This window comes from Stenotrophomonas sp. S39 (assembly GCF_016624665.1).
Taxonomy (GTDB): Bacteria; Pseudomonadota; Gammaproteobacteria; order Xanthomonadales; family Xanthomonadaceae; genus Stenotrophomonas.
In genome coordinates, this window is sequence record NZ_JACVTT010000005.1 from 21,658 (window position 1) to 38,765 (window position 17,108).

Annotated in this window: 15 protein-coding genes and 1 pseudogene; 10 read left to right on the forward strand and 6 right to left on the reverse strand. The window is 69.9% G+C overall.

Going from position 1 to position 17,108, the window contains the following annotated elements; translation table 11 throughout:
• Position 1: 1 nt before the first annotated feature.
• The 5 genes and pseudogenes from IAE41_RS03060 to IAE41_RS03080 form a co-directional block, all read right to left on the reverse strand.
• Entirely contained in the window at positions 2-358 is a 357-nt protein-coding gene (locus IAE41_RS03060; protein WP_200732036.1) for a tetratricopeptide repeat protein, read from the reverse strand.
• Positions 355-932: pseudogene (locus tag IAE41_RS03065) on the reverse strand (flavin reductase family protein). The gene IAE41_RS03060 and the pseudogene IAE41_RS03065 overlap by 4 nt, the downstream one beginning before the upstream one ends.
• Complete coding sequence (locus IAE41_RS03070) at positions 932-1,558, reverse strand: superoxide dismutase (RefSeq protein WP_200732037.1); 627 nt, start codon at positions 1,556-1,558, stop codon at positions 932-934. Before IAE41_RS03070 ends, IAE41_RS03065 begins: the two are co-directional and overlap by 1 nt.
• Before the next feature lie 465 nt (positions 1,559-2,023).
• Entirely contained in the window at positions 2,024-3,547 is a 1,524-nt protein-coding gene (locus IAE41_RS03075; RefSeq protein ID WP_200732090.1) for a thioredoxin family protein, read from the reverse strand.
• Between the two features lie 99 nt (positions 3,548-3,646).
• Complete coding sequence (locus tag IAE41_RS03080) at positions 3,647-4,621, reverse strand: LysR family transcriptional regulator (protein ID WP_234458273.1); 975 nt, start codon at positions 4,619-4,621, stop codon at positions 3,647-3,649.
• Between the two features lie 37 nt (positions 4,622-4,658).
• On the opposite strand from IAE41_RS03080, the gene IAE41_RS03085 reads away from it, so the two are divergent.
• Positions 4,659-5,420, forward strand: coding sequence for an SDR family oxidoreductase (locus tag IAE41_RS03085; protein ID WP_200732039.1), 762 nt, complete (start codon positions 4,659-4,661; stop codon positions 5,418-5,420).
• A gap of 18 nt (positions 5,421-5,438) precedes the next feature.
• Here IAE41_RS03085 and IAE41_RS03090 read toward each other — a convergent pair whose 3' ends face one another.
• Positions 5,439-5,888 carry a GNAT family N-acetyltransferase gene (locus tag IAE41_RS03090; protein WP_200732040.1) on the reverse strand — a complete coding sequence of 150 codons (450 nt, stop codon included), beginning with the start codon at positions 5,886-5,888 and terminating at the stop codon, positions 5,439-5,441.
• Positions 5,889-5,943: 55 nt separating this feature from the next.
• On the opposite strand from IAE41_RS03090, the gene IAE41_RS03095 reads away from it, so the two are divergent.
• From IAE41_RS03095 to IAE41_RS03135, 9 genes are all read left to right on the forward strand, one after another.
• Positions 5,944-6,885 carry a TIGR03571 family LLM class oxidoreductase gene (locus tag IAE41_RS03095; protein WP_200732041.1) on the forward strand — a complete coding sequence of 314 codons (942 nt, stop codon included), beginning with the start codon at positions 5,944-5,946 and terminating at the stop codon, positions 6,883-6,885.
• Positions 6,886-6,992: 107 nt separating this feature from the next.
• Complete coding sequence (locus IAE41_RS03100; protein WP_200732091.1) at positions 6,993-7,304, forward strand: DUF3817 domain-containing protein; 312 nt, start codon at positions 6,993-6,995, stop codon at positions 7,302-7,304.
• Between the two features lie 121 nt (positions 7,305-7,425).
• Positions 7,426-8,622, forward strand: a complete 1,197-nt coding sequence (locus IAE41_RS03105; protein ID WP_200732042.1) for an MFS transporter — start codon at positions 7,426-7,428, stop codon at positions 8,620-8,622.
• Positions 8,619-9,812: an isochorismate synthase gene (locus IAE41_RS03110; protein ID WP_200732043.1), complete on the forward strand. Its 1,194-nt coding sequence runs from the start codon at positions 8,619-8,621 to the stop codon at positions 9,810-9,812. The genes IAE41_RS03105 and IAE41_RS03110 overlap by 4 nt, the downstream gene beginning before the upstream one ends.
• Positions 9,809-11,458: an AMP-binding protein gene (locus IAE41_RS03115; protein WP_200732044.1), complete on the forward strand. Its 1,650-nt coding sequence runs from the start codon at positions 9,809-9,811 to the stop codon at positions 11,456-11,458. The genes IAE41_RS03110 and IAE41_RS03115 overlap by 4 nt, the downstream gene beginning before the upstream one ends.
• Positions 11,458-12,090, forward strand: a complete 633-nt coding sequence (locus IAE41_RS03120) for an isochorismatase family protein (RefSeq protein WP_200732045.1) — start codon at positions 11,458-11,460, stop codon at positions 12,088-12,090. The genes IAE41_RS03115 and IAE41_RS03120 overlap by 1 nt, the downstream gene beginning before the upstream one ends.
• Positions 12,090-12,347 carry a phosphopantetheine-binding protein gene (locus tag IAE41_RS03125; protein WP_200732046.1) on the forward strand — a complete coding sequence of 86 codons (258 nt, stop codon included), beginning with the start codon at positions 12,090-12,092 and terminating at the stop codon, positions 12,345-12,347. Before IAE41_RS03120 ends, IAE41_RS03125 begins: the two co-directional genes overlap by 1 nt.
• Entirely contained in the window at positions 12,344-16,231 is a 3,888-nt protein-coding gene (locus IAE41_RS03130; protein WP_200732047.1) for a non-ribosomal peptide synthetase, read from the forward strand. Before IAE41_RS03125 ends, IAE41_RS03130 begins: the two co-directional genes overlap by 4 nt.
• Positions 16,222-16,980 (forward strand): 2,3-dihydro-2,3-dihydroxybenzoate dehydrogenase, encoded by a 759-nt coding sequence (locus IAE41_RS03135; protein ID WP_200732048.1) that lies wholly within the window; start codon positions 16,222-16,224, stop codon positions 16,978-16,980. The genes IAE41_RS03130 and IAE41_RS03135 overlap by 10 nt, the downstream gene beginning before the upstream one ends.
• Positions 16,981-17,108: the final 128 nt, after the last annotated feature.

Consider the following 17,108-nt stretch of genomic DNA (forward strand, 5'->3'; position numbering starts at 1 on the left):
TTCAGCTGGCCTTGGCCAGCGCTGCTGCCGGCAGGCCGCCGTCCTTCGGGGCGCGGTCCAGCCGGCGCAGGAACACCTGCATTTCCTTGCGCGCCTGCTGGTCGCCCTTGCTGCCGGCCACGCTGAGCCCGCGCTGCCACGCTTCGCGCGCCGCCTGCGGCTGGCCACTGGCCAGCCAGGCCTTGCCGAGCAGCTTCCACGCCGCCGAATAGTGCGGATCCAGCGCCACGCAACGCGCCAGGTGGGTGGCCGCATGCACCGGCTGTCCGGCATCCAGCCAGCTCTGGCCCAGGCCGAAACGCAGCAGCGCGCTGTCCTTGCCGCTGGCCAGCAGGGTCTCCAGTGCTTCGATGTTCATGGCTTTACCTCGTGCAGGTGCTCAAGCGGCCCGGGGAGGAAGCGGCCGCGGTGGAACAGCAGGGGGGCGCCGCCGGCGTCGTGTGTGCCGATGATGCGTCCAGCCAGCAGCAGGTGGTCACCCACCGGCCACTGCGCATGGCGGCTGCAGTGCAGGTGGGCGACCGCACCGGCGATGCGCGGGGGTCATCGTGTCCGCCATCGAGCAGTGCCACATCCGTGAAGCGATCACGCACGGCCGGATCGGCGAAGCGCCGGGCCAGGGCTTCCTGGTGTGCGCCGAGGATGCTGAGCGTGAAGCGCGTGGCACGCTGGAACACCCGCAGGCTCTGCGCGTGCAGGGCCAGGTTCCACAGCACCAGCGGTGGCTGAAGCGATACCGGCACGAACGAGTTGATGGTCAGTCCGTGCGGCGTGCCCCGTGCGTCGCGCGCGGTGACGATGGCCACGCCGGTCGGGTAGTGGCCCAGCAGCCGGCGCAGCGCGCGCGGCGGCAGGTGGACCGATGGGGCCGGCGCCGGGGCAGGGAAGACCCCTGCCCACGGCCCGGCGTAGGCAGCGCCATCGGCGTCCATCAGCCGTGTGCCTGGCGGTAGCGACGGCCGACCTCTGCCCAGTTGATGATGTTGAAGAACGCGCCGATGTAGTCGGGACGGCGGTTCTGGTAGTGCAGGTAGTAGGCGTGTTCCCAGACATCCAGGCCGAGGATGGGGGTGTTGCCGGACAGGCCCGCGGCGGCACCCATCAGCGGGCTGTCCTGGTTGGCGCTGCTCTCGACCTGCAGGTGACCTTCGCGATCGCTGGTCAGCCACGCCCAGCCGCTGCCGAAGCGGGTCTGTGCGGCTTTGCTGAAGGCATCCCTGAAGGCCTCGAAACCACCGAGATCGCGCCCGATGGCTGCCGCCAGCCCGGCGTCCGGCGTGCCGCCGCTGGGGCTGAGCACGGTCCAGAACAGGCTGTGGTTGGCATGGCCGCCGCCGTTGTTGCGCACCGCGCCGCGCACGGACTCGGGCAGCGCATCCAGGTCGGCAATCAGCGCTTCCACCGGCGTTTCGGCGATGCCGGCCTGTTCCAGTGCGGTGTTGAGGTTGTTGATGTAGGCCTGGTGATGCTTGCCGTGGTGGATCTCCATGGTGCGCGCATCGAAGTGCGGTTCCAGGGCGTCGTAGGCGTAGGGGAGGGCGGGAAGCGAGTACGGCATTGCAACAGTCTCCGTGGGGAAGGCCGGGGGCCTCGGGAGGACTGTTATCGCACCTCAACTTTGGTTGAGGTCAAGGGGGAATGGAAGGCGTGCGCTGTCAGCGCCTTGATTCCTTCCTTGGTGCAGGGGCGGATGGGTCAGCGCAGGACACGCCGTAATCCCCCCTCCGGGGTCCGGCCCAGCCGCTGGCGGCTGTGCGTTCGGGCGCTTGCGAAGCAGTGCTTCGCAGGCAAAGCGCCCTCACCCATGGGGGCTCCATGGCGCCAACGGTCCTGCGCTGACCCATCCGCCTCTGCCGGACAGTTTCATGCGCCGGCGCGGAGGCGGATTCAAAAGCAAAAGCAAAAGCAAAGCAGATTGGTAGTGCCGGCCGCTGGCCGGCAACTCAGCCATCCGTGACTGCCGGCCAGCGGCCGGCACTACCAACCGCTACGCTCGCCGGGCATGGCCCGGCGCTACCATTGATCAGCTCAACCAGCCCTTGCACGCGCTGTCGATCTGCTCGCCACAGGCCTGCTGCATGCGCTGCTGCAACCGCGCAAGTGTGTCCGCACCCTGGTGCTTGCTGCCCCAGGCCTTCAGCTGCACCGCCAGCCGTTCGAAACGCTGTTTGGTGCGCTGGTGGTAGCCCGACGGCTGTGCCTGCAGCTCGGCAATCAACGCGTCGGTGGCCTGCTCGATGCCCGGTGCATCGTCGGGGGCCAGGCGCAGCAGGCCCTCCACGTACAGCACGCCCCACTGCACGCGCGTGGCTGGGCCCTGTGCGCCTTCGTAGGCACGCTTCAACCACTCCAGTGCCCCCGCCGTGTCGCCGCGCTTCTCGGCCAGCTCAGCGAGTTCGGGCATGTAGTAGTAGGGTTGCTCGCTGCGCTTCAACTCGGCCAGCAGCAGGGTCTCGGCGCCGGCGTCGTCGCCGACTTCGCGCAGGGCATGGACCGCGCTGCTGATCGTTGCCTGCCGCGCGTGCGCATCGGTGGCCGCAGCATCGGCAGCAGCCACGCGCTGCTTCACGCGCTGCACCAGCGCTGCGGGCAGCGCGCCTTCGGGCTGCTGCTGGCGGGCCAGCGAGACTTCGGTCAACGCACGCGACAGTGCATCGTCCGCACGATTGCCACGCTCGGCATCGGCGCGGTCCAGCGCCAGCAGCAACTGCTGGCCCAGCGTGTTGCTGCTGGCCGGGCCTGCGCTCGCCTGCTTCACCAGCGCAGCGCCGGCATAGCCCAGCAGCTCGCGGTTGCGGCGCACTTCGGTGGGTTGTGCCAGCACCGCCTGCAGCAGCTCGCGCACTTCGGTCGGCGGCGTCGTCGGCTTCTCCGCGGTGGCCAGCGCCAATAGTGCGAAGCGACGCTGCAGGGCGGCATCGGGGGCGGCCTTGGCCAGCTGGCGCAGCACGTCGTCGGCCTTGCGCTGGCCGGCCAGGCGGTTGGCATCCACCTCCCAGCCGTAGTCACCCAGCACCTGCCAGTCCTCGGCGCCGAGCTTGCCCGGCGTGGACAAGGCGGTGGCCAGGGTCTCGGCCACCGCGCTGCGGCGGCTGGCGGCCACGGTGAGCGTACGGGTCAGTTCGGCCGCGTCGTTGCCGCCGGCCACGCGGGTGATCTCGTTGCGCTGCGGGTCCAGCACGATCAGGGTCGGGTAGCCGCGCACGCCGAAGCGCTCGCCCCAGGCCTGCGCACCTTCCTCGTCACCGTCCAGGTAGACCGGCACGAATTTGCCGGTCAGGGCGATGAAGGCGGGATCCTTGAACAGGCCGGCCTTCAGCTGGTTGCAGGGCGGGCACCACACTGCGCCCCAGTACAGCAGGACCGGCTTGCCGGTTTCGGCGGCCTCGTTGAACGCATCGTCGACATCGCCCTGGCGCCAGGCAATGGCCGTGGCCGGAGCGGCCTCGGCGGCCCTCGCGCTCGCTACCGGTGCCTGCGCGGGGGAACAGGCGCTCAGCGCGGTGGCCAGCAGCAACAAGGGAAGGGCAGCGCGCATCGGCAGCATCTCGAAGGAACGGGAGTGAAGCGCCATTGTAGGAACGCCGCCCGCCATCGCTGATGCAGTTTGCTTATGTCCGGCTTGCTGCGTGGTATATGCCGCCGCTCAGTGCGACGGGTGTACCTCCGCCGCGAGCAGCCCGGCCAGCCAGGTCATGAATGCCTCGACCCGCCGCGGCAGGTGGCGGCGTTGCGCATAGACCAGGTTCACAGGCATCGGTTCGGCCAGGTAGTCGGGCAGTACTTCCACCAGGCGACCGTCACGCAGCGCCTCGCGTGCACCCATTTCCGGCACCTGGATGATGCCGAGGCCGGCCAGGGCGGCGGCACTGTAGCCGTCGGCGCTGTTGACCGTGAGCGCGCCGCGCATCGGCCAGGTCTGGTAGCGCTGGCCATCGAAATACTCGAAGCCGGGCGACCGCTGGCCGAGCGTGCCCACGTAATGCACCAGCCGATGCTGGTCGAGGTCGGCCAGTTCGCGCGGGGTACCGTGGGCGGCGAGGTAGCCCGGGCTGGCCACGTTGAGGATGCGCATCTGCCCCAGGGGGCGCGCGATCAGGCTGCTGTCGTCCAGCGTGCCGACCCGCAGCACGCAGTCGAAGCCCTCGCGCACCACGTCCACGCGGCGGTCGGTGGCGCTCAGTTCGACCTCCAGCCCCGGGTGCAGGGCCAGGAAGGCCGGCAGCTGCGGGATGACCAGGTTGCGGGCCATGCCGCCGGGCATGTCCACCCGCAGGCGGCCGCTGAGCTCGCTGGTTTCGCGCCGGAACAGGCTCTGCAGTTCGTCCATGTCGTCGAGCAGGTGGTGCGCGCGCTGCTGCAGCTGGGCACCGTCGGCGGTGAGATGCACGCGGCGGGTGGTCCGGTGCAGCAGCTGCGTGCCCAGTTCGGCTTCGAGCCGGGCGATGGCCTGGGAGACGCTGGCCTTGGGCAGGCCCAGGCTGTCAGCGGCGCGGGTGAACGAACCCAGTTCGGTGACGCGCAGGAAAACGCGCAGGGTGTCGAGGCGGTCCATCGATTGTTCGCCTGGCTTGAACAGTAAAATCAGGATCGCGCGATGTATGCGCGCAGGCAATCCCAATAGTCTGGCCACACTTCCTCCCAGACAGGTGCCCGCCATGACTTCTCCTTCCCGCGTCGTCCTCATCACCGGTGGCAGCCGCGGCCTTGGCCGCAATGCGGCACTGGCCCTGGCGGCCGACGGTGCCGATATCGTGATCACCTATCGCTCGCAGGCCGACGCCGCTGCGCAGGTCGTGCAGCAGGTGCAGGCGCTGGGCCGCCGTGCGTTGGCGCTGCCGCTGGACATGGCCGACAGCTCGGTGTTCCCGGCCTTCGCCGCGCAGCTGCGTGACGCGTTGCAGGCGTGGGGTGTCACCGCACTGCAGGGCCTGCTCAACAATGCCGGTGAAGCGCTGTACGCACCGATCGCCGAGACCACTGAAGCGCAGTTCGACCACGCCGTGGCCGTGCACCTGAAGGGGCCGTACTTCCTGACCCAGGCACTGCTGCCGCTGATCGCCGATGGTGGCCGCATCCTCAACGTCTCCAGCGGCCTGGCCCGCTTCTCGCTGCCGGGCAGCTCGGCCTACGCGATGATGAAGGGCGGTATTGAAGTGTTCACCCGTTACCTGGCCAAGGAGCTGGGTGCGCGCGGCATCAGCGCCAACACGCTGGCGCCGGGCGCGATCGAAACCGATTTCGGTGGTGGCCACGTACGTGACAACGCGCAGGTGAACGCCATGGTCTCGTCGATCACCGCGCTGGGTCGCCCCGGCCTGCCCGACGACATCGGTCCGGTGGTGGTGGCGCTGCTGTCGCCGTCCACGGCCTGGGTCAACGGCCAGCGCGTGGAAGCCTCCGGCGGCATGTTCGTCTGACCGCTCGCGGGCGGCGTGTCATGGGGCGGCGAGGCTCAGCGGCTGGTAGACCAGTCCGTTGAACTCGCCGGCCTCGCCGTCGATCACGAAGCCGTAGCGCTGGTAGGTCGGCACCGCATTCAACGAGGCGCGCACGCTCATCGCCGGTGCGCGCAGCAGCGGCAGGACGGCGCGGAACAGGGCATGGCCGATGCCCTGGCCCTGGCAGGCAGGATCGACGAACAGCATTGCCAGGTGGCGGCCTTCCTTCAGTTCGACCACGCCGACCAGGGTGCCGTCCTGCTCGGCCACCAGGATGTGGTTGTCACCCTGCAGCCGCTCGGCGAATGCGCCGGTGGCAGCCACCTGCATGAAGGTCTGCACGCCCTGTGCGCTGAGCGACGGGGCGACGGCAGCGTCGAAGGCGGCGATGCAGATCGCGCTGATCGCGGGCAGATCGTCGGGGCGGGCCGGGCGGATGGCGTGCATGCAGTGTTCTTTCCATGATGACGTGCGGGTGCATTGCACACGATAAGCTCGCCGCATGAACCACTTCAATGCGGCCCATGCCCGGGTATTCCCACAGCGCGGCCTGAGCTTGGGGCTGATGACGCCGGTCGCCGCGAACGGCCTTGCCGACGTTGCGGAAGCGCAACGCATCGCACGCCTGGCCGACGATCTCGGTTTCGCCGCGCTGTGGACCCGCGATGTGCCGCTGATGGTGCCGCAGGGGCCTGATGCCACCGCAAGTGCGCTGGATGATCCGTTCCTCTGGCTTGCGCTGCTGGCCGGTGCCACCACGCGCATTGCGCTGGGCAGCGCGGCCATCGTGTTGCCGCTGCGGCATCCACTGCACGTGGCCAAGGCGGCGTTGAGCCTGGACCGGATCAGCGGTGGGCGCTTCGTGCTCGGCCTGGGTTCGGGTGATCGGCCGGAGGAGTTCGCGGCGTTCGGCGAAGACCTGGAGGGCAGGGCAGCCACGTTCCGCGAGCGCTGGGCAGTGCTGCGTGCGGCGTTGTCGCCGGACGACAGCGAGCGGGCGCGCGTGCGCGACGTGAGCGGTGGATTCGACGTGCTGCCAGCGCCGCACGCGCGCATCCCGATGCTGGTGGTCGGTACGGCACGGCAGAGCCTGCAGTGGATCGCCCGCGAAGCGGAGGGCTGGGCCACCTACCACCGCGAAGAAGCAGCGCAGGAAGGGCGCATCGGGCTGTGGCAGCAGGCGCTGGCGCAGGGCGGTGGTGCAGCCAAGCCGTTCGTGCAGTCGATGCTGCTGGACCTGCAGGCCGATCCGCGCGCCCCGGCAGAAGCGCTGCCGCTGGGCCTGAAGGTCGGCCGCGATGGCCTGCGGGCTTATCTGCAGCGCGTGCATGCCCAGGGCGTGGGCCATGTGATGTTCAACCTGGCCGGCAATGGGCGGCCGGTGGACGAGGTGCTGCGCGAGATCGCAGCGGTAGGTGTCGACGTTGGCGGACACGCTGTCTGATTGCGCATTCGCCGGGCATGGCCCGGCGCTACCGGTAAACGCCTGCATCTGCGTATCATTCGCGTTTGATCCTGCTGCCGGAGCTGCGCGTGACCCGACGTAATCCCATGCATCCGACCGGGCGTGTCTTCGCCGTGGTCGCCTTCATCGAAGCGCTCACCTGGGCCGGGCTGCTGGCCGGCATGTGGCTCAAGTACGGGCCCTATGAGAACGTCGCTCTGGTCAAGGTGTTCGGTCCGCTGCATGGCGCGGCCTTCCTGGTTTACGTGGCGGTGACGCTGTTTGCCGCCGTCCGCCTGCGCTGGCCGTGGTGGGCCAGTGCGCTGGCGCTGCTGGCGGCCATTCCGCCGCTGGTCACCCTGCCACTGGAATGGTGGTTCCGCCGCCGCGGCCTGCTGGAACTGCGCACACTGGGCTGAGACGCTGCGTTACCCATGCGTTCAAGCGAATGGGTATCAAATGCAAATACGAGCCGTTATCATTTAAGGATGCCATCACCCCTGCCGGGGCGGCGCCTTCTTTAGAAACGGCTGGTGTTCCATGCATGCACGTCCCGTCGTCGCCGGTCTGCCGGCCCTGGTCCTTGCCGCCCTGATCGGCACCATGGCGATGATGTCGTTCGTGGCGGTGATCGGTCCGGTGGTGCGCCTGCTCGGCCTGTCCGAATGGCACGCCGGCCTGTCGGTCACCGCCGCTGGCGTGCTGTGGATGCTGGCCGCCCGTCCCTGGGGACGGCTGAGTGACCGCATCGGCCGCAAGCGCGTGCTGCTGCTGGCCATGGCTGCCTACACGGTGATCTACATCGGCCTGGCGGTGTTCATCGACGTCGCCCTGCAGGTGGTTCCGCCCGTGCTGGTCTCGGTACTGGTGCTGGTCGGCGCGCGTGGCTTGATCGGGCTGTTCTATGCGGCTGTCCCGCCCACGGCGGCGGCGTTGATCGCCGACCAGGCCCCCACCGGCCAGCGTGCGCAGTTCATGGCGCGGCTGGGCAGCGCCAATGCGCTGGGCATGGTGCTGGGCCCGGCTGCTGCGGGTTGGCTGGCCTACCGCAACCTTTCCCTGGCGCTGTACGTGGCGGCGCTGCTGCCGCTGTTGTCGCTGGCGCTGATCGCCTGGCGGCTGCCGGCCACGCCGCCGGTGGCCGCTGCACAGGCGCGTGCGCGCGCACCGATGTCGCGGCTGGATGCACGCCTGCGCCTGCCGCAGCTGGCGGCCTTCCTGGCAATGGTCTCGGTGACCATCGCGCAGGTCACCGTGGGATTCTTCGCCATTGATCGTTTCGTGCTGGATGCCGCTGCGGGCGCGCGCATGGCCGGCATCGCACTCACCGCCGTCGGCGTGGGCCTGATCCTGGCGCAGGTGCTGGTAATGAAGCTGGAGGTGCATCCGCGGCGCTGGATCATCATCGGCGCCCTGATCGCCGGGCTGGGTTTTGCCGCAGTGGCGGCGGTGCAGCAGCCCTGGCAGCTGCCGGCCACCTACGCAGTGGCGGCGTTCGGCATGGGTTTCGTTTTCCCGTCCTTCCAGGCACTGGCCGCCGATGCGGTGGAGCCGCACGAACAGGGCGCGGCCGCCGGCACCGTCGCTGCCGCGCAGGGGCTGGGCATGGTGGCCGGCCCGATGCTGGGCACGGTGCTGTACCGCGCAGGCGCCAGCCTGCCGTATCTGCTGGTGGGCGTGCTGCTGTTGCTGCTGTGCGGCCTGGCCATGGCCCATCGCGCGAAGGAGACCGCATGAACGATTCGCTGATGCAGGGCGCGTGGCCGGACGCTGCGCCGACACCTGCCCACCACACCGACGAAGCCGCGCTGTTCCTGCTGCAGCACGCCGACCAGCAGATCCACGCACGCGGCTGCCGCGCCAGCCTGCCGACCGGCGCGCTGGCCAGCCTGGCCGAGCGCGTGCAGGCCTTCTTTGCCCAGCAGCGGGGTGGTCCGGGGCTGTTGGTGGGCGCCGTGCCGTTCGAGCCGCGTGCGGACGATGCGCTGTACCAGCCCGAACGCATGTTGCCGGGGCTGCACATGGCGCCTCTGCACGCGCCCGCCCTGCGCGGGGCATTGACCGCCGAGCCGACTGCGCAGGCCTACGCCGCTGCCGTGGCGACGGCCGTGGAGGCGATGCGCGCACCGTCGGCCACGCTGCGCAAAGTGGTGCTGGCGCGCAGCCTGGTGGCGCACACCGAGCAGCCACTGGCGCCGGACACGTTGCTGGCGCGCCTGGGTGCCGATCCGTCGGTGGCGACCTATGCCGTGCCGCTGCCGGTCGAACACGGCCACGCGCCGGCGTGGCTGGTCGGCGCGACGCCGGAACTGCTGCTGCGCAAGCGCGGCGCCCAGGTGCTGTCGCATCCGCTGGCCGGCTCTGCCCGCCGCAGCAGCGATCCGGCCGAGGACCAGCGCGTGGCCCAGGCGTTGCTGGCTTCGCGCAAGGACCACGATGAACACCGCCACGTGGTCGAGGCCATCGTTGACGGCCTGGCGCCCTGGTGCCGTCGCGTCGAGGCGCAGGCGCAGCCGGTGCTGCACGCTACCGCCAGCATGTGGCACCTGGGCACGCGCATCCATGCAACGCTGAAGGATGCATCGACGCCCGCCGCCACGCTGCTGGCCGAACTGCACCCGACGCCTGCGGTCTGCGGAAGCCCGCGGCAGGCCGCGCTGCAGCGCATCCGCGAACTGGAGCCGGTGCCACGCGGCTTCTATGCCGGCGCGGTCGGCTGGCTGGACGCGCAGGGTGACGGCGACTGGTACGTGGCCATCCGCTGCGCACGCCTGCAGGGCACGCAGCTGCGGCTGTTCGCCGGTGCCGGCATCGTCGCCGACTCGCAGCCGCAGGCTGAAGCAGCCGAGACCGGCGCGAAATTCACTGCCTTGTTGAACGCCCTGGGTGTGCACGACCCGGCGGCCCTGATCGAGCCCCAGCCATGAATCCCATTGAATCCGCTCGGCTGCCGCTGCAGCAGGCCTGGCCCGAAGCGCGCGTTGCACGCTATCGCGCTGCCGGCCACTGGCGCGGCGAGACCTTCCCGGCCTTCCTGCGCGAGCGGGCAGAGCAGTACGCCGATGACATCGCGGTGGTGGCCGGTGACGTACGCCTGAGCTACGCACAGCTGTGGCACGAAGCCGGGCGCATCGGCGCCGGCCTGCTGGGGCAGGGCCTGCAGCCGGGTGACCGGGTGCTGGTGCAGCTGGGCAACACCGCCGGTTTCATCACCACCGTATGTGGGCTGTTCCGTGCCGGACTGGTGCCGGTGTACGTACTGCCGGCCCACCGTCTCACCGAACTGGTCCACTTCGCCCGCAAGGCCGAAGCCAGCGCCTACATCACCACCGATGTGCACGAGGGCTTCGACCATCGTGGCCTGGCGCGCGCGCTGCAGGCGGAAGTGCCCGCCGTGGCGCGCGTGGTGATCGATGGCGAGGCGGACGGGTTCATCGCACTGGACGCGCTGCAGGGTGACCGCAGCCAGCTGCCGTCCGACCCGGACCCGCAATCGGTGGCGTTCCTGCAGATTTCCGGTGGCAGCACCGGGCTGTCCAAGCTGATCCCGCGCACCCACGACGACTACATCTATTCGTTCCGTGCCAGCAACGCGATCTGCGGCATCGACCGCGACAGCGTCTACCTGGTGGCACTGCCGGCGGCGCACAATTTCCCGATGAGCTCGCCGGGGTTCTTCGGCGCGCTGTACGCCGGCGCCCGCGTGGTGCTCAGCCCCGGCCCGGGCCCGGATGCGGCGTTTCCGCTGATCGCCCGCGAGCGCGTGACCTGCTGTGGCCTGGTGCCGCCGCTGGCGCTGCTGTGGGCGCAGGCGGCGGCGACCAGCGCGCACGATCTGTCCAGCCTGCAGGTGCTGCAGGTGGGCGGTGCCAAGCTGGTGCCTGAGGCGGCGCGAAGGGTGATCGATGGCCTGGGCTGCACCCTGCAGCAGGTGTTCGGCATGGCCGAGGGCCTGGTGAACTACACGCGGCTGGATGACCCTGAAGAACTGATCGTGGCCTGCCAGGGCCGGCCGATCAGCCCGGATGACGAGGTGCGCGTGGTCGATGACCACGACCAGCCCGTGGCCGAGGGCGAGGTGGGGCATCTGCTCACCCGCGGCCCGTACACCATCGGCGCGTACCACAACGATGAGGTGGCCAACGCACGGGCCTTCACCGACGATGGCTTCTATCGCACCGGTGACCGCGTGCAGCAGCTGCCGGGCGGCTACCTGGTGGTGCAGGGCCGGGCGGGTGACCACATCAACCGTGCCGGCGAGAAGATCTCCGCTGAGGAGATCGAGGACCACCTGCTGGCCCATCCCGCCGTATTCGACGCGGCTGTGGTGTCCATCCCCGATGACTACCTGGGCGAGCGCAGCTGCGCCTTCGTCATCCAGCAGGGCGAGCCGATCAAGGGTCCCGCGCTGAAGGCGTGGATGCGCGGCCGCGGCCTGGCGGCATTCAAGGTGCCCGACCAGGTGGTGTTCGTGGACAGTTTCGATACCACGGCGGTCGGCAAGATCAGCCGCCGTGAACTGCGCGCGCAGCTGCGCGCGCGTCATCTGCAACAGACAGGAGGAACGCGCTGATGGCGCTGCCCCGCATTACCCCGTACGCCCTGCCGACCGCCGCCGAACTGCCGGCACCACGCGGCCCGTGGCGCCCGCAGCGTGATCGCATCGCGCTGCTGGTGCATGACATGCAGCGCTACTTCCTCGCTGCGTTCGACGCCGGTGCCGAGCCGCTGCAGCCGGCGGTGGCCAACATCGCGCGCCTGCTGGCGCACTGCCGCGCACACGGAATTCCGGTGTTCTACACCGCCCAGCATGGCGACCAGGACCGGCGCGACCGCGGCCTGCAGGCGGACCTGTGGGGCCCGGGCATGCGCCGCAGCGACGAGCATGAGCCGATCATCGATGCGCTGGCCCCGCAGGCTGGCGAACACGTGCTGGTCAAGCACCGTTACAGCGCCTTCCAGCGCAGCAACCTGGAAACCCTGATGCGCGTGCGTGGCCGCGACCAGCTGCTGGTCACCGGTGTGTATGCGCATATCGGCTGCACGGCCACGGTGGCCGAAGCGTTCCAGCGCGACATCGAAGCCTTCATCGCCGCTGATGCGGTGGCCGACTTCTCGCGCGCCGACCATGACCAGGCCCTGCACTGGATCGCACGCACCAGTGGCGTGCCGATGACCACCGAACAGCTGCTGGAGGTGCTGTGATGACCACGACGAACGACGTGCTGGACCTGGAACGCATGCGGGCCGACGTGGCACGCGTGCTCGACTGTGCGCCGGCCGACATCGGCGACGACGACAACCTGATCGACCTGGACCTGGATTCGATGCGCATGCTTGGCCTGGTCCTGGCCTGGGGCAACACCGGGCTGCCGCTGGAGTTCTCGCAGCTGGCCGAGCACAGCACGCTGCGCCAGTGGTGGGCGGTGGTGCAGACGCTGCAGGCGGCGCAGCGGGCATGACCGCTGCGGGGCTGGCCACGCCGGTGGCGCTGACCGAGGCGCAGTCGGGCCTGTGGTTTGCCCAGCGCCTGGCACCGGACAATCCTTCGTTCAATACGGCCCATGCCGTGTGGATCGAGGGTGCGCTGGACGTGGCCGCCTTCGTGGCCGCCGCCAACCAGGCCGCCGCCGAAGCACAGGCCCTGGCGCTGCGCTTTGCCGAGGGCGAGGACGGGCAGCCCCTGCAGTGGCACGACGCGGCCCACGTACCGCTGCTGGCACTGCACGATCTGTCCGCGGACGCCGATCCCGCCGCCTCGGCGCGGGCGGCGATGCAGGCCGACCGGCTGGCGCCGGTGGATCCCACCCGCGACCGCATCAGCCAGCAGGTGCTGTTTGATCTAGGGGGACAGCGTTGGGTCTGGTATCTGCGCGTGCACCACCTGGCTGCCGATGGCTATGGCATGGCGTTGTTCAGTGATCGCGTGTGTGCGCTGCATGCAGGCCGCGGCGGCGAACCGTTGCCGCCGCTGGCGGGCGTACTGGCCGATGATGCCGCCTACCGTAGTGATGCGCGTCGCGAGCAGGCGGGCCAGTGGTGGCGCGAGCAGTTGCGGGGCGCACCGGCCGCTGCGGGCCTGGCCGGTACGGTGGCGGCGGGCAGCGATGCGCTGCGCTGGGTGCAGCCACTCGGTGCTGCGTTCCGCGACCTGCTGCTGCAGACCTCGGTGCGCTGGCTGCAACCGTGGCCGGACGTACTGGTCGCGCTGTCGGCCGAGTACCTGCGGCGGATGAGTGCCGTCGAGGAAGTCGTGCTGGGCGTGCCCTACATGGGGCGGCTGGGCAATGCTTCGGCGCGGGTGCCGTCCATGGTGATGAACGTGCTGCCGCTGCGGGTGGCGGCGGGCGAGGGCAGCGTCGAGGCATTCGCGCGCGGTATCGGCCGGCAATTGAGCCAGGGGCGCAGGCAGGGTCGCTACCGGGGCGAGCAGATGCGCCGCGATCTCGGTCTGGTGGGCGTGCAGCAGCGCCTGCACGGCCCGCTGGTGAACGTGCAGCCGTTCTACAAGCCTCTGGCGCTGCCCGGCGTTGAGGCCACGCTGGAGGTGCTGTGCACCGGCCCGGTCGATGACCTGACCCTGGGCTTCCGTGGCGACGGACAGGCGCTGCTGGATCTGGAGATCGAAGCCAATCCCGCGCTCTACAGCCTGGATGACGTGCAGGCGCACGCCGTGCGGCTGCAGCATTTCGTGTCAACGGCACTGCAGGCGAACGACATCCGCGAGGTGCCGCTGGCGACGCCGGACGAGGCGCAGCGCGCCGTACACGGCTTCAATGCCACCGACCACGCGTTGCCGGCGACCACCCTGGTGCAGCTGCTGCTGCAGGGCATGGATCGCGATCCGCAGGCAACGGCCCTGGTGTTCGGCGATACCACGATGGACCACGCCACGCTGGAAGCACGCAGCTTCGCATTGGCCGCGCAGCTGCACGCGATGGGCATACGCCCTGGCGACATTGTCGCGGTAGCGCTGCCGCGCTCGCTTGAGCTGGCCGTCGCGTTGATGGGCGTACTTCGCGCCGGTGCCGCCTACCTGCCGCTGGACCTTGCCCATCCGGATGAACGGCTGGCGCGCATCCTCGCATCGGCGCGGCCGGCCTGCGTGCTGGCCGAGGCCGACGTGCAGGCGCGGCTGGGCGATGTCACGCTGCTGCCGCCCTCGCAGTGGACCGCGCTGAGCTTCGCCGCGCCGTGGGCCGATCCGGCGCCGGGCGATGCGGCCTATGTCATCTACACCTCCGGCTCGACCGGTGAACCCAAGGGCGTGGTGATCGAACACCAGGCCATCGTCAACCGCCTGCTGTGGATGCGCGAGCACTACGGGTTCGCCGCGGATGATCGCGTGCTGCAGAAGACCCCGGCCACCTTCGACGTGTCGGTGTGGGAATTCTTCCTGCCGCTGCTCTGTGGTGCCACCCTGGTGCTGGCCGGGCCGGACGCGCATCGTGACCCGACCGAGCTGGCGCGGCTGATCCGCAGCCACGACATCACCACCGCGCACTTCGTGCCGTCGATGCTGGATGCCTTCCTCGCGGCACCGGCTTCAGAGGGCCTGCGCCTGCGCCGCGTGTTCACCAGCGGCGAGGCCTTGGACGCCACGCTGCGCGATCGTTTCCACGGCCGGGTGCATGCGGAACTGCACAATCTGTACGGGCCGACCGAGGCGGCGGTGGATGTGAGCTGGTGGCCGGCCAGTGCCGGCGATCGCTCGCGGCCGGTGCCGATCGGCTTCCCGGTATGGAACACGCGCCTGTACGTGCTGGATGCACGCATGCAGCCGCTGCCGGTCGGCGTGGCCGGTGATCTGTACCTGGGCGGTGTGCAGCTGGCGCGCGGCTATCTGGGCCGCGATGACCTGACCAACGAGCGCTTTCTGGCCGATCCGTTCCTGCCCGGGCAGCGCATCTATCGCACCGGTGACGTCGCGCGCTGGCGCGGCGATGGCGCGGTGGAATACCTGGGTCGCAGCGACCACCAGGTGAAGCTGCGCGGCCTGCGCATCGAGCTGGGCGAAATCGAGGCTGCGCTGCGCGAGCTGCCGGGCATGGACCGGGTGGAAGTGCTGCTGCGGCAGGATGCACCGGGCGACGCGCGGCTGGTTGCGTACGTGCCCTCTGCATCTGCCGACGCAGCGGTGCTGCGCAGCCATCTAGCCACGCGCGTGCCGGACTACATGCTGCCTTCTGCATTCGTCGGCGTGGATCATTGGCCGGTGACGGCCAACGGCAAGCTGGACCGCGGTGCATTGCCTAAGCCGCCGGACGAGCACGTCGGCGGACTGGCGCCGCGCACGCCGCTGGAGCATGAGCTGGCCGCGCTGTTTGCACAGGCGCTCGGCCGCGCGACGCCCGTTGCCGTGGACGCGGACTTCTTCAGCCTGGGCGGCGATTCGCTCTCGGCGGTGCATCTGCTGCTGGCCATTGAACAGCGCTGGCGCTGCGACCTGGGCCTGGGCGCGCTGTTCGCGCAGCCGACGGTGGCCGCATTGGCCGCGCGCATCGCCGAGCCACCCGCGTCGGCCGACCACGCGCTGGGGCCGGTGATCGCACTGGCGACGGCGGAAAGTGCATTGCCGCCGCTGTTCGTGGTGCATCCCGCCGGGGGCATCGCCTGGAACTACCGGACGTTGGCGCGTGCGCTGCAGCCGGCGCGCACGGTTCATGGCCTGCAGTCGCCGGCCTTGGACCCACGGCAGGCCATGCCGTCGAGCATCGAGGTGATGGCCAATGACTACGTGCAGCGCATCGCCACCCTGCAGCCGCAGGGGCCGGTACACCTGCTGGGCTGGTCGGTGGGTGGCATCCTCGCCCAGGCCATGGCCGTGCGCCTGCACGAGATCGGCCGCGAAGTGGGTGAGCTGGTGCTGCTCGATGCGTATCCGAGTGAATGCTGGCGGGCGGAGCCGGAGCCCGATGCCATGGCCGCGCTGCGTGCACTGCTGGCCATCGCCGGCCATGACCCCGACGCACATCCGGAACTGGACAGCCGCGAGCGCATCCTGGCCTTCCTGCGCCGTGGTGGCAGCGCGCTGGGCAGCCTGCCGGATGTGGTACTTGATGGCGTGGTGCGTGCGGTGACCGGCACCAATCGCTTGATCCGCGAGCATCAGCATCGGCCCTTCGACGGCACGCTGGTGCATGTGCGGGCAGGGCGCGACCACCAGGCACGGCCGCAGCTGCAGTCGGCGTTGTGGATGGCCCATGCACGCAGGGTGCAGGCGCTGGAGCTGCCGTTCCTGCACGCCGAACTGACCGGCCGCGATGCGGTGGCGCAGCTGGCGCCGTGGTTGTCGGCGCGGTTGCGGCAGTGGGATGAACAACAGGAGATCGCAGCATGCAGTTGACCGGTTTTGAAGGGCGCGTGGCGCTGGTGACCGGCGCCGCCGGTGGCATTGGCGCGGCCCTGGTACGGCTGCTGGCCGATGCGGGATGCACGGTGGTGGCGACGGACTACCAGCGTCCAGGGGTGCAGGCCGCGCGGGTACGGGCATTCGCGCTGGACGTGACCGACAGCGCGGCGGTGGATGCGCTGGTGGAGCAGGTGGAGTCGGGCGTGGGCCCAATCGCGCTGGCCGCCAGCGTGGCCGGCGTGTTGCATGTGGGCGAAGTGGCTACGACCGGCGATGAGGACTGGCGGCGCGTGTTCGCGGTCAACGCCGATGGCGTATTCCATGTCGGCCGCGCGCTGGCGCGGGTGATGTCACCGCGGCGCCAGGGGGCGATCGTCACCGTCAGTTCGAATGCGGCCGGCGTGCCGCGCCATGGCATGGCCGCCTACGCGGCATCGAAAGCCGCAGCGACCATGTTCACCCGCTGCCTGGGGCTGGAGCTGGCGCCGCTGGGCATCCGCTGCAACATCGTCGCGCCCGGATCGACACTGACGCCGATGCAGACCGGCATGTGGGAAGACGCGCACGGCGCCGAGCGGGTGATTGCAGGCAACCTGCACACCTACAAGGCCGGCATACCGCTGCGCAAGCTGGCCACCCCGGAGGACATCGCCCACTCGGTGATGTTCCTGCTGTCCGAACAGGCCGGTCACGTGGCGATGAGTGACCTGTACGTGGATGGCGGCGCCACCCTGCGCGGTTGAGCGCCTGTAGAGCCGGCCGCTGGCCGGCAACCGCGATCTGGTAGTGCCGGCCGCTGGCCGGCAACCCCGATCAGTTCCAGACAATTCCGAACCTCCGTCACGGCAGACCCCGACGTTCATCCCTCAAC

What these genes read in the sequence shown, in the direction of transcription:
- IAE41_RS03070 (WP_200732037.1), bottom strand. Translation starts at nt 1,558, where the DNA reads ATGCCGTACTCGCTTCCCGCCCTCCCCTACGCCTACGACGCCCTGGAA.
- IAE41_RS03120 (WP_200732045.1), top strand. Translation starts at nt 11,458, where the DNA reads ATGGCGCTGCCCCGCATTACCCCGTACGCCCTGCCGACCGCCGCCGAA.
- IAE41_RS03130 (WP_200732047.1), top strand. Translation starts at nt 12,344, where the DNA reads ATGACCGCTGCGGGGCTGGCCACGCCGGTGGCGCTGACCGAGGCGCAG.
- IAE41_RS03125 (WP_200732046.1), top strand. Translation starts at nt 12,090, where the DNA reads ATGACCACGACGAACGACGTGCTGGACCTGGAACGCATGCGGGCCGAC.
- IAE41_RS03100 (WP_200732091.1), top strand. Translation starts at nt 6,993, where the DNA reads ATGCATCCGACCGGGCGTGTCTTCGCCGTGGTCGCCTTCATCGAAGCG.
- IAE41_RS03090 (WP_200732040.1), bottom strand. Translation starts at nt 5,888, where the DNA reads ATGCACGCCATCCGCCCGGCCCGCCCCGACGATCTGCCCGCGATCAGC.
- IAE41_RS03135 (WP_200732048.1), top strand. Translation starts at nt 16,222, where the DNA reads ATGCAGTTGACCGGTTTTGAAGGGCGCGTGGCGCTGGTGACCGGCGCC.
- IAE41_RS03105 (WP_200732042.1), top strand. Translation starts at nt 7,426, where the DNA reads ATGCATGCACGTCCCGTCGTCGCCGGTCTGCCGGCCCTGGTCCTTGCC.
- IAE41_RS03095 (WP_200732041.1), top strand. Translation starts at nt 5,944, where the DNA reads ATGAACCACTTCAATGCGGCCCATGCCCGGGTATTCCCACAGCGCGGC.
- IAE41_RS03075 (WP_200732090.1), bottom strand. Translation starts at nt 3,547, where the DNA reads ATGCTGCCGATGCGCGCTGCCCTTCCCTTGTTGCTGCTGGCCACCGCG.
- IAE41_RS03085 (WP_200732039.1), top strand. Translation starts at nt 4,659, where the DNA reads ATGACTTCTCCTTCCCGCGTCGTCCTCATCACCGGTGGCAGCCGCGGC.
- IAE41_RS03110 (WP_200732043.1), top strand. Translation starts at nt 8,619, where the DNA reads ATGAACGATTCGCTGATGCAGGGCGCGTGGCCGGACGCTGCGCCGACA.
- IAE41_RS03060 (WP_200732036.1), bottom strand. Translation starts at nt 358, where the DNA reads ATGAACATCGAAGCACTGGAGACCCTGCTGGCCAGCGGCAAGGACAGC.
- IAE41_RS03115 (WP_200732044.1), top strand. Translation starts at nt 9,809, where the DNA reads ATGAATCCCATTGAATCCGCTCGGCTGCCGCTGCAGCAGGCCTGGCCC.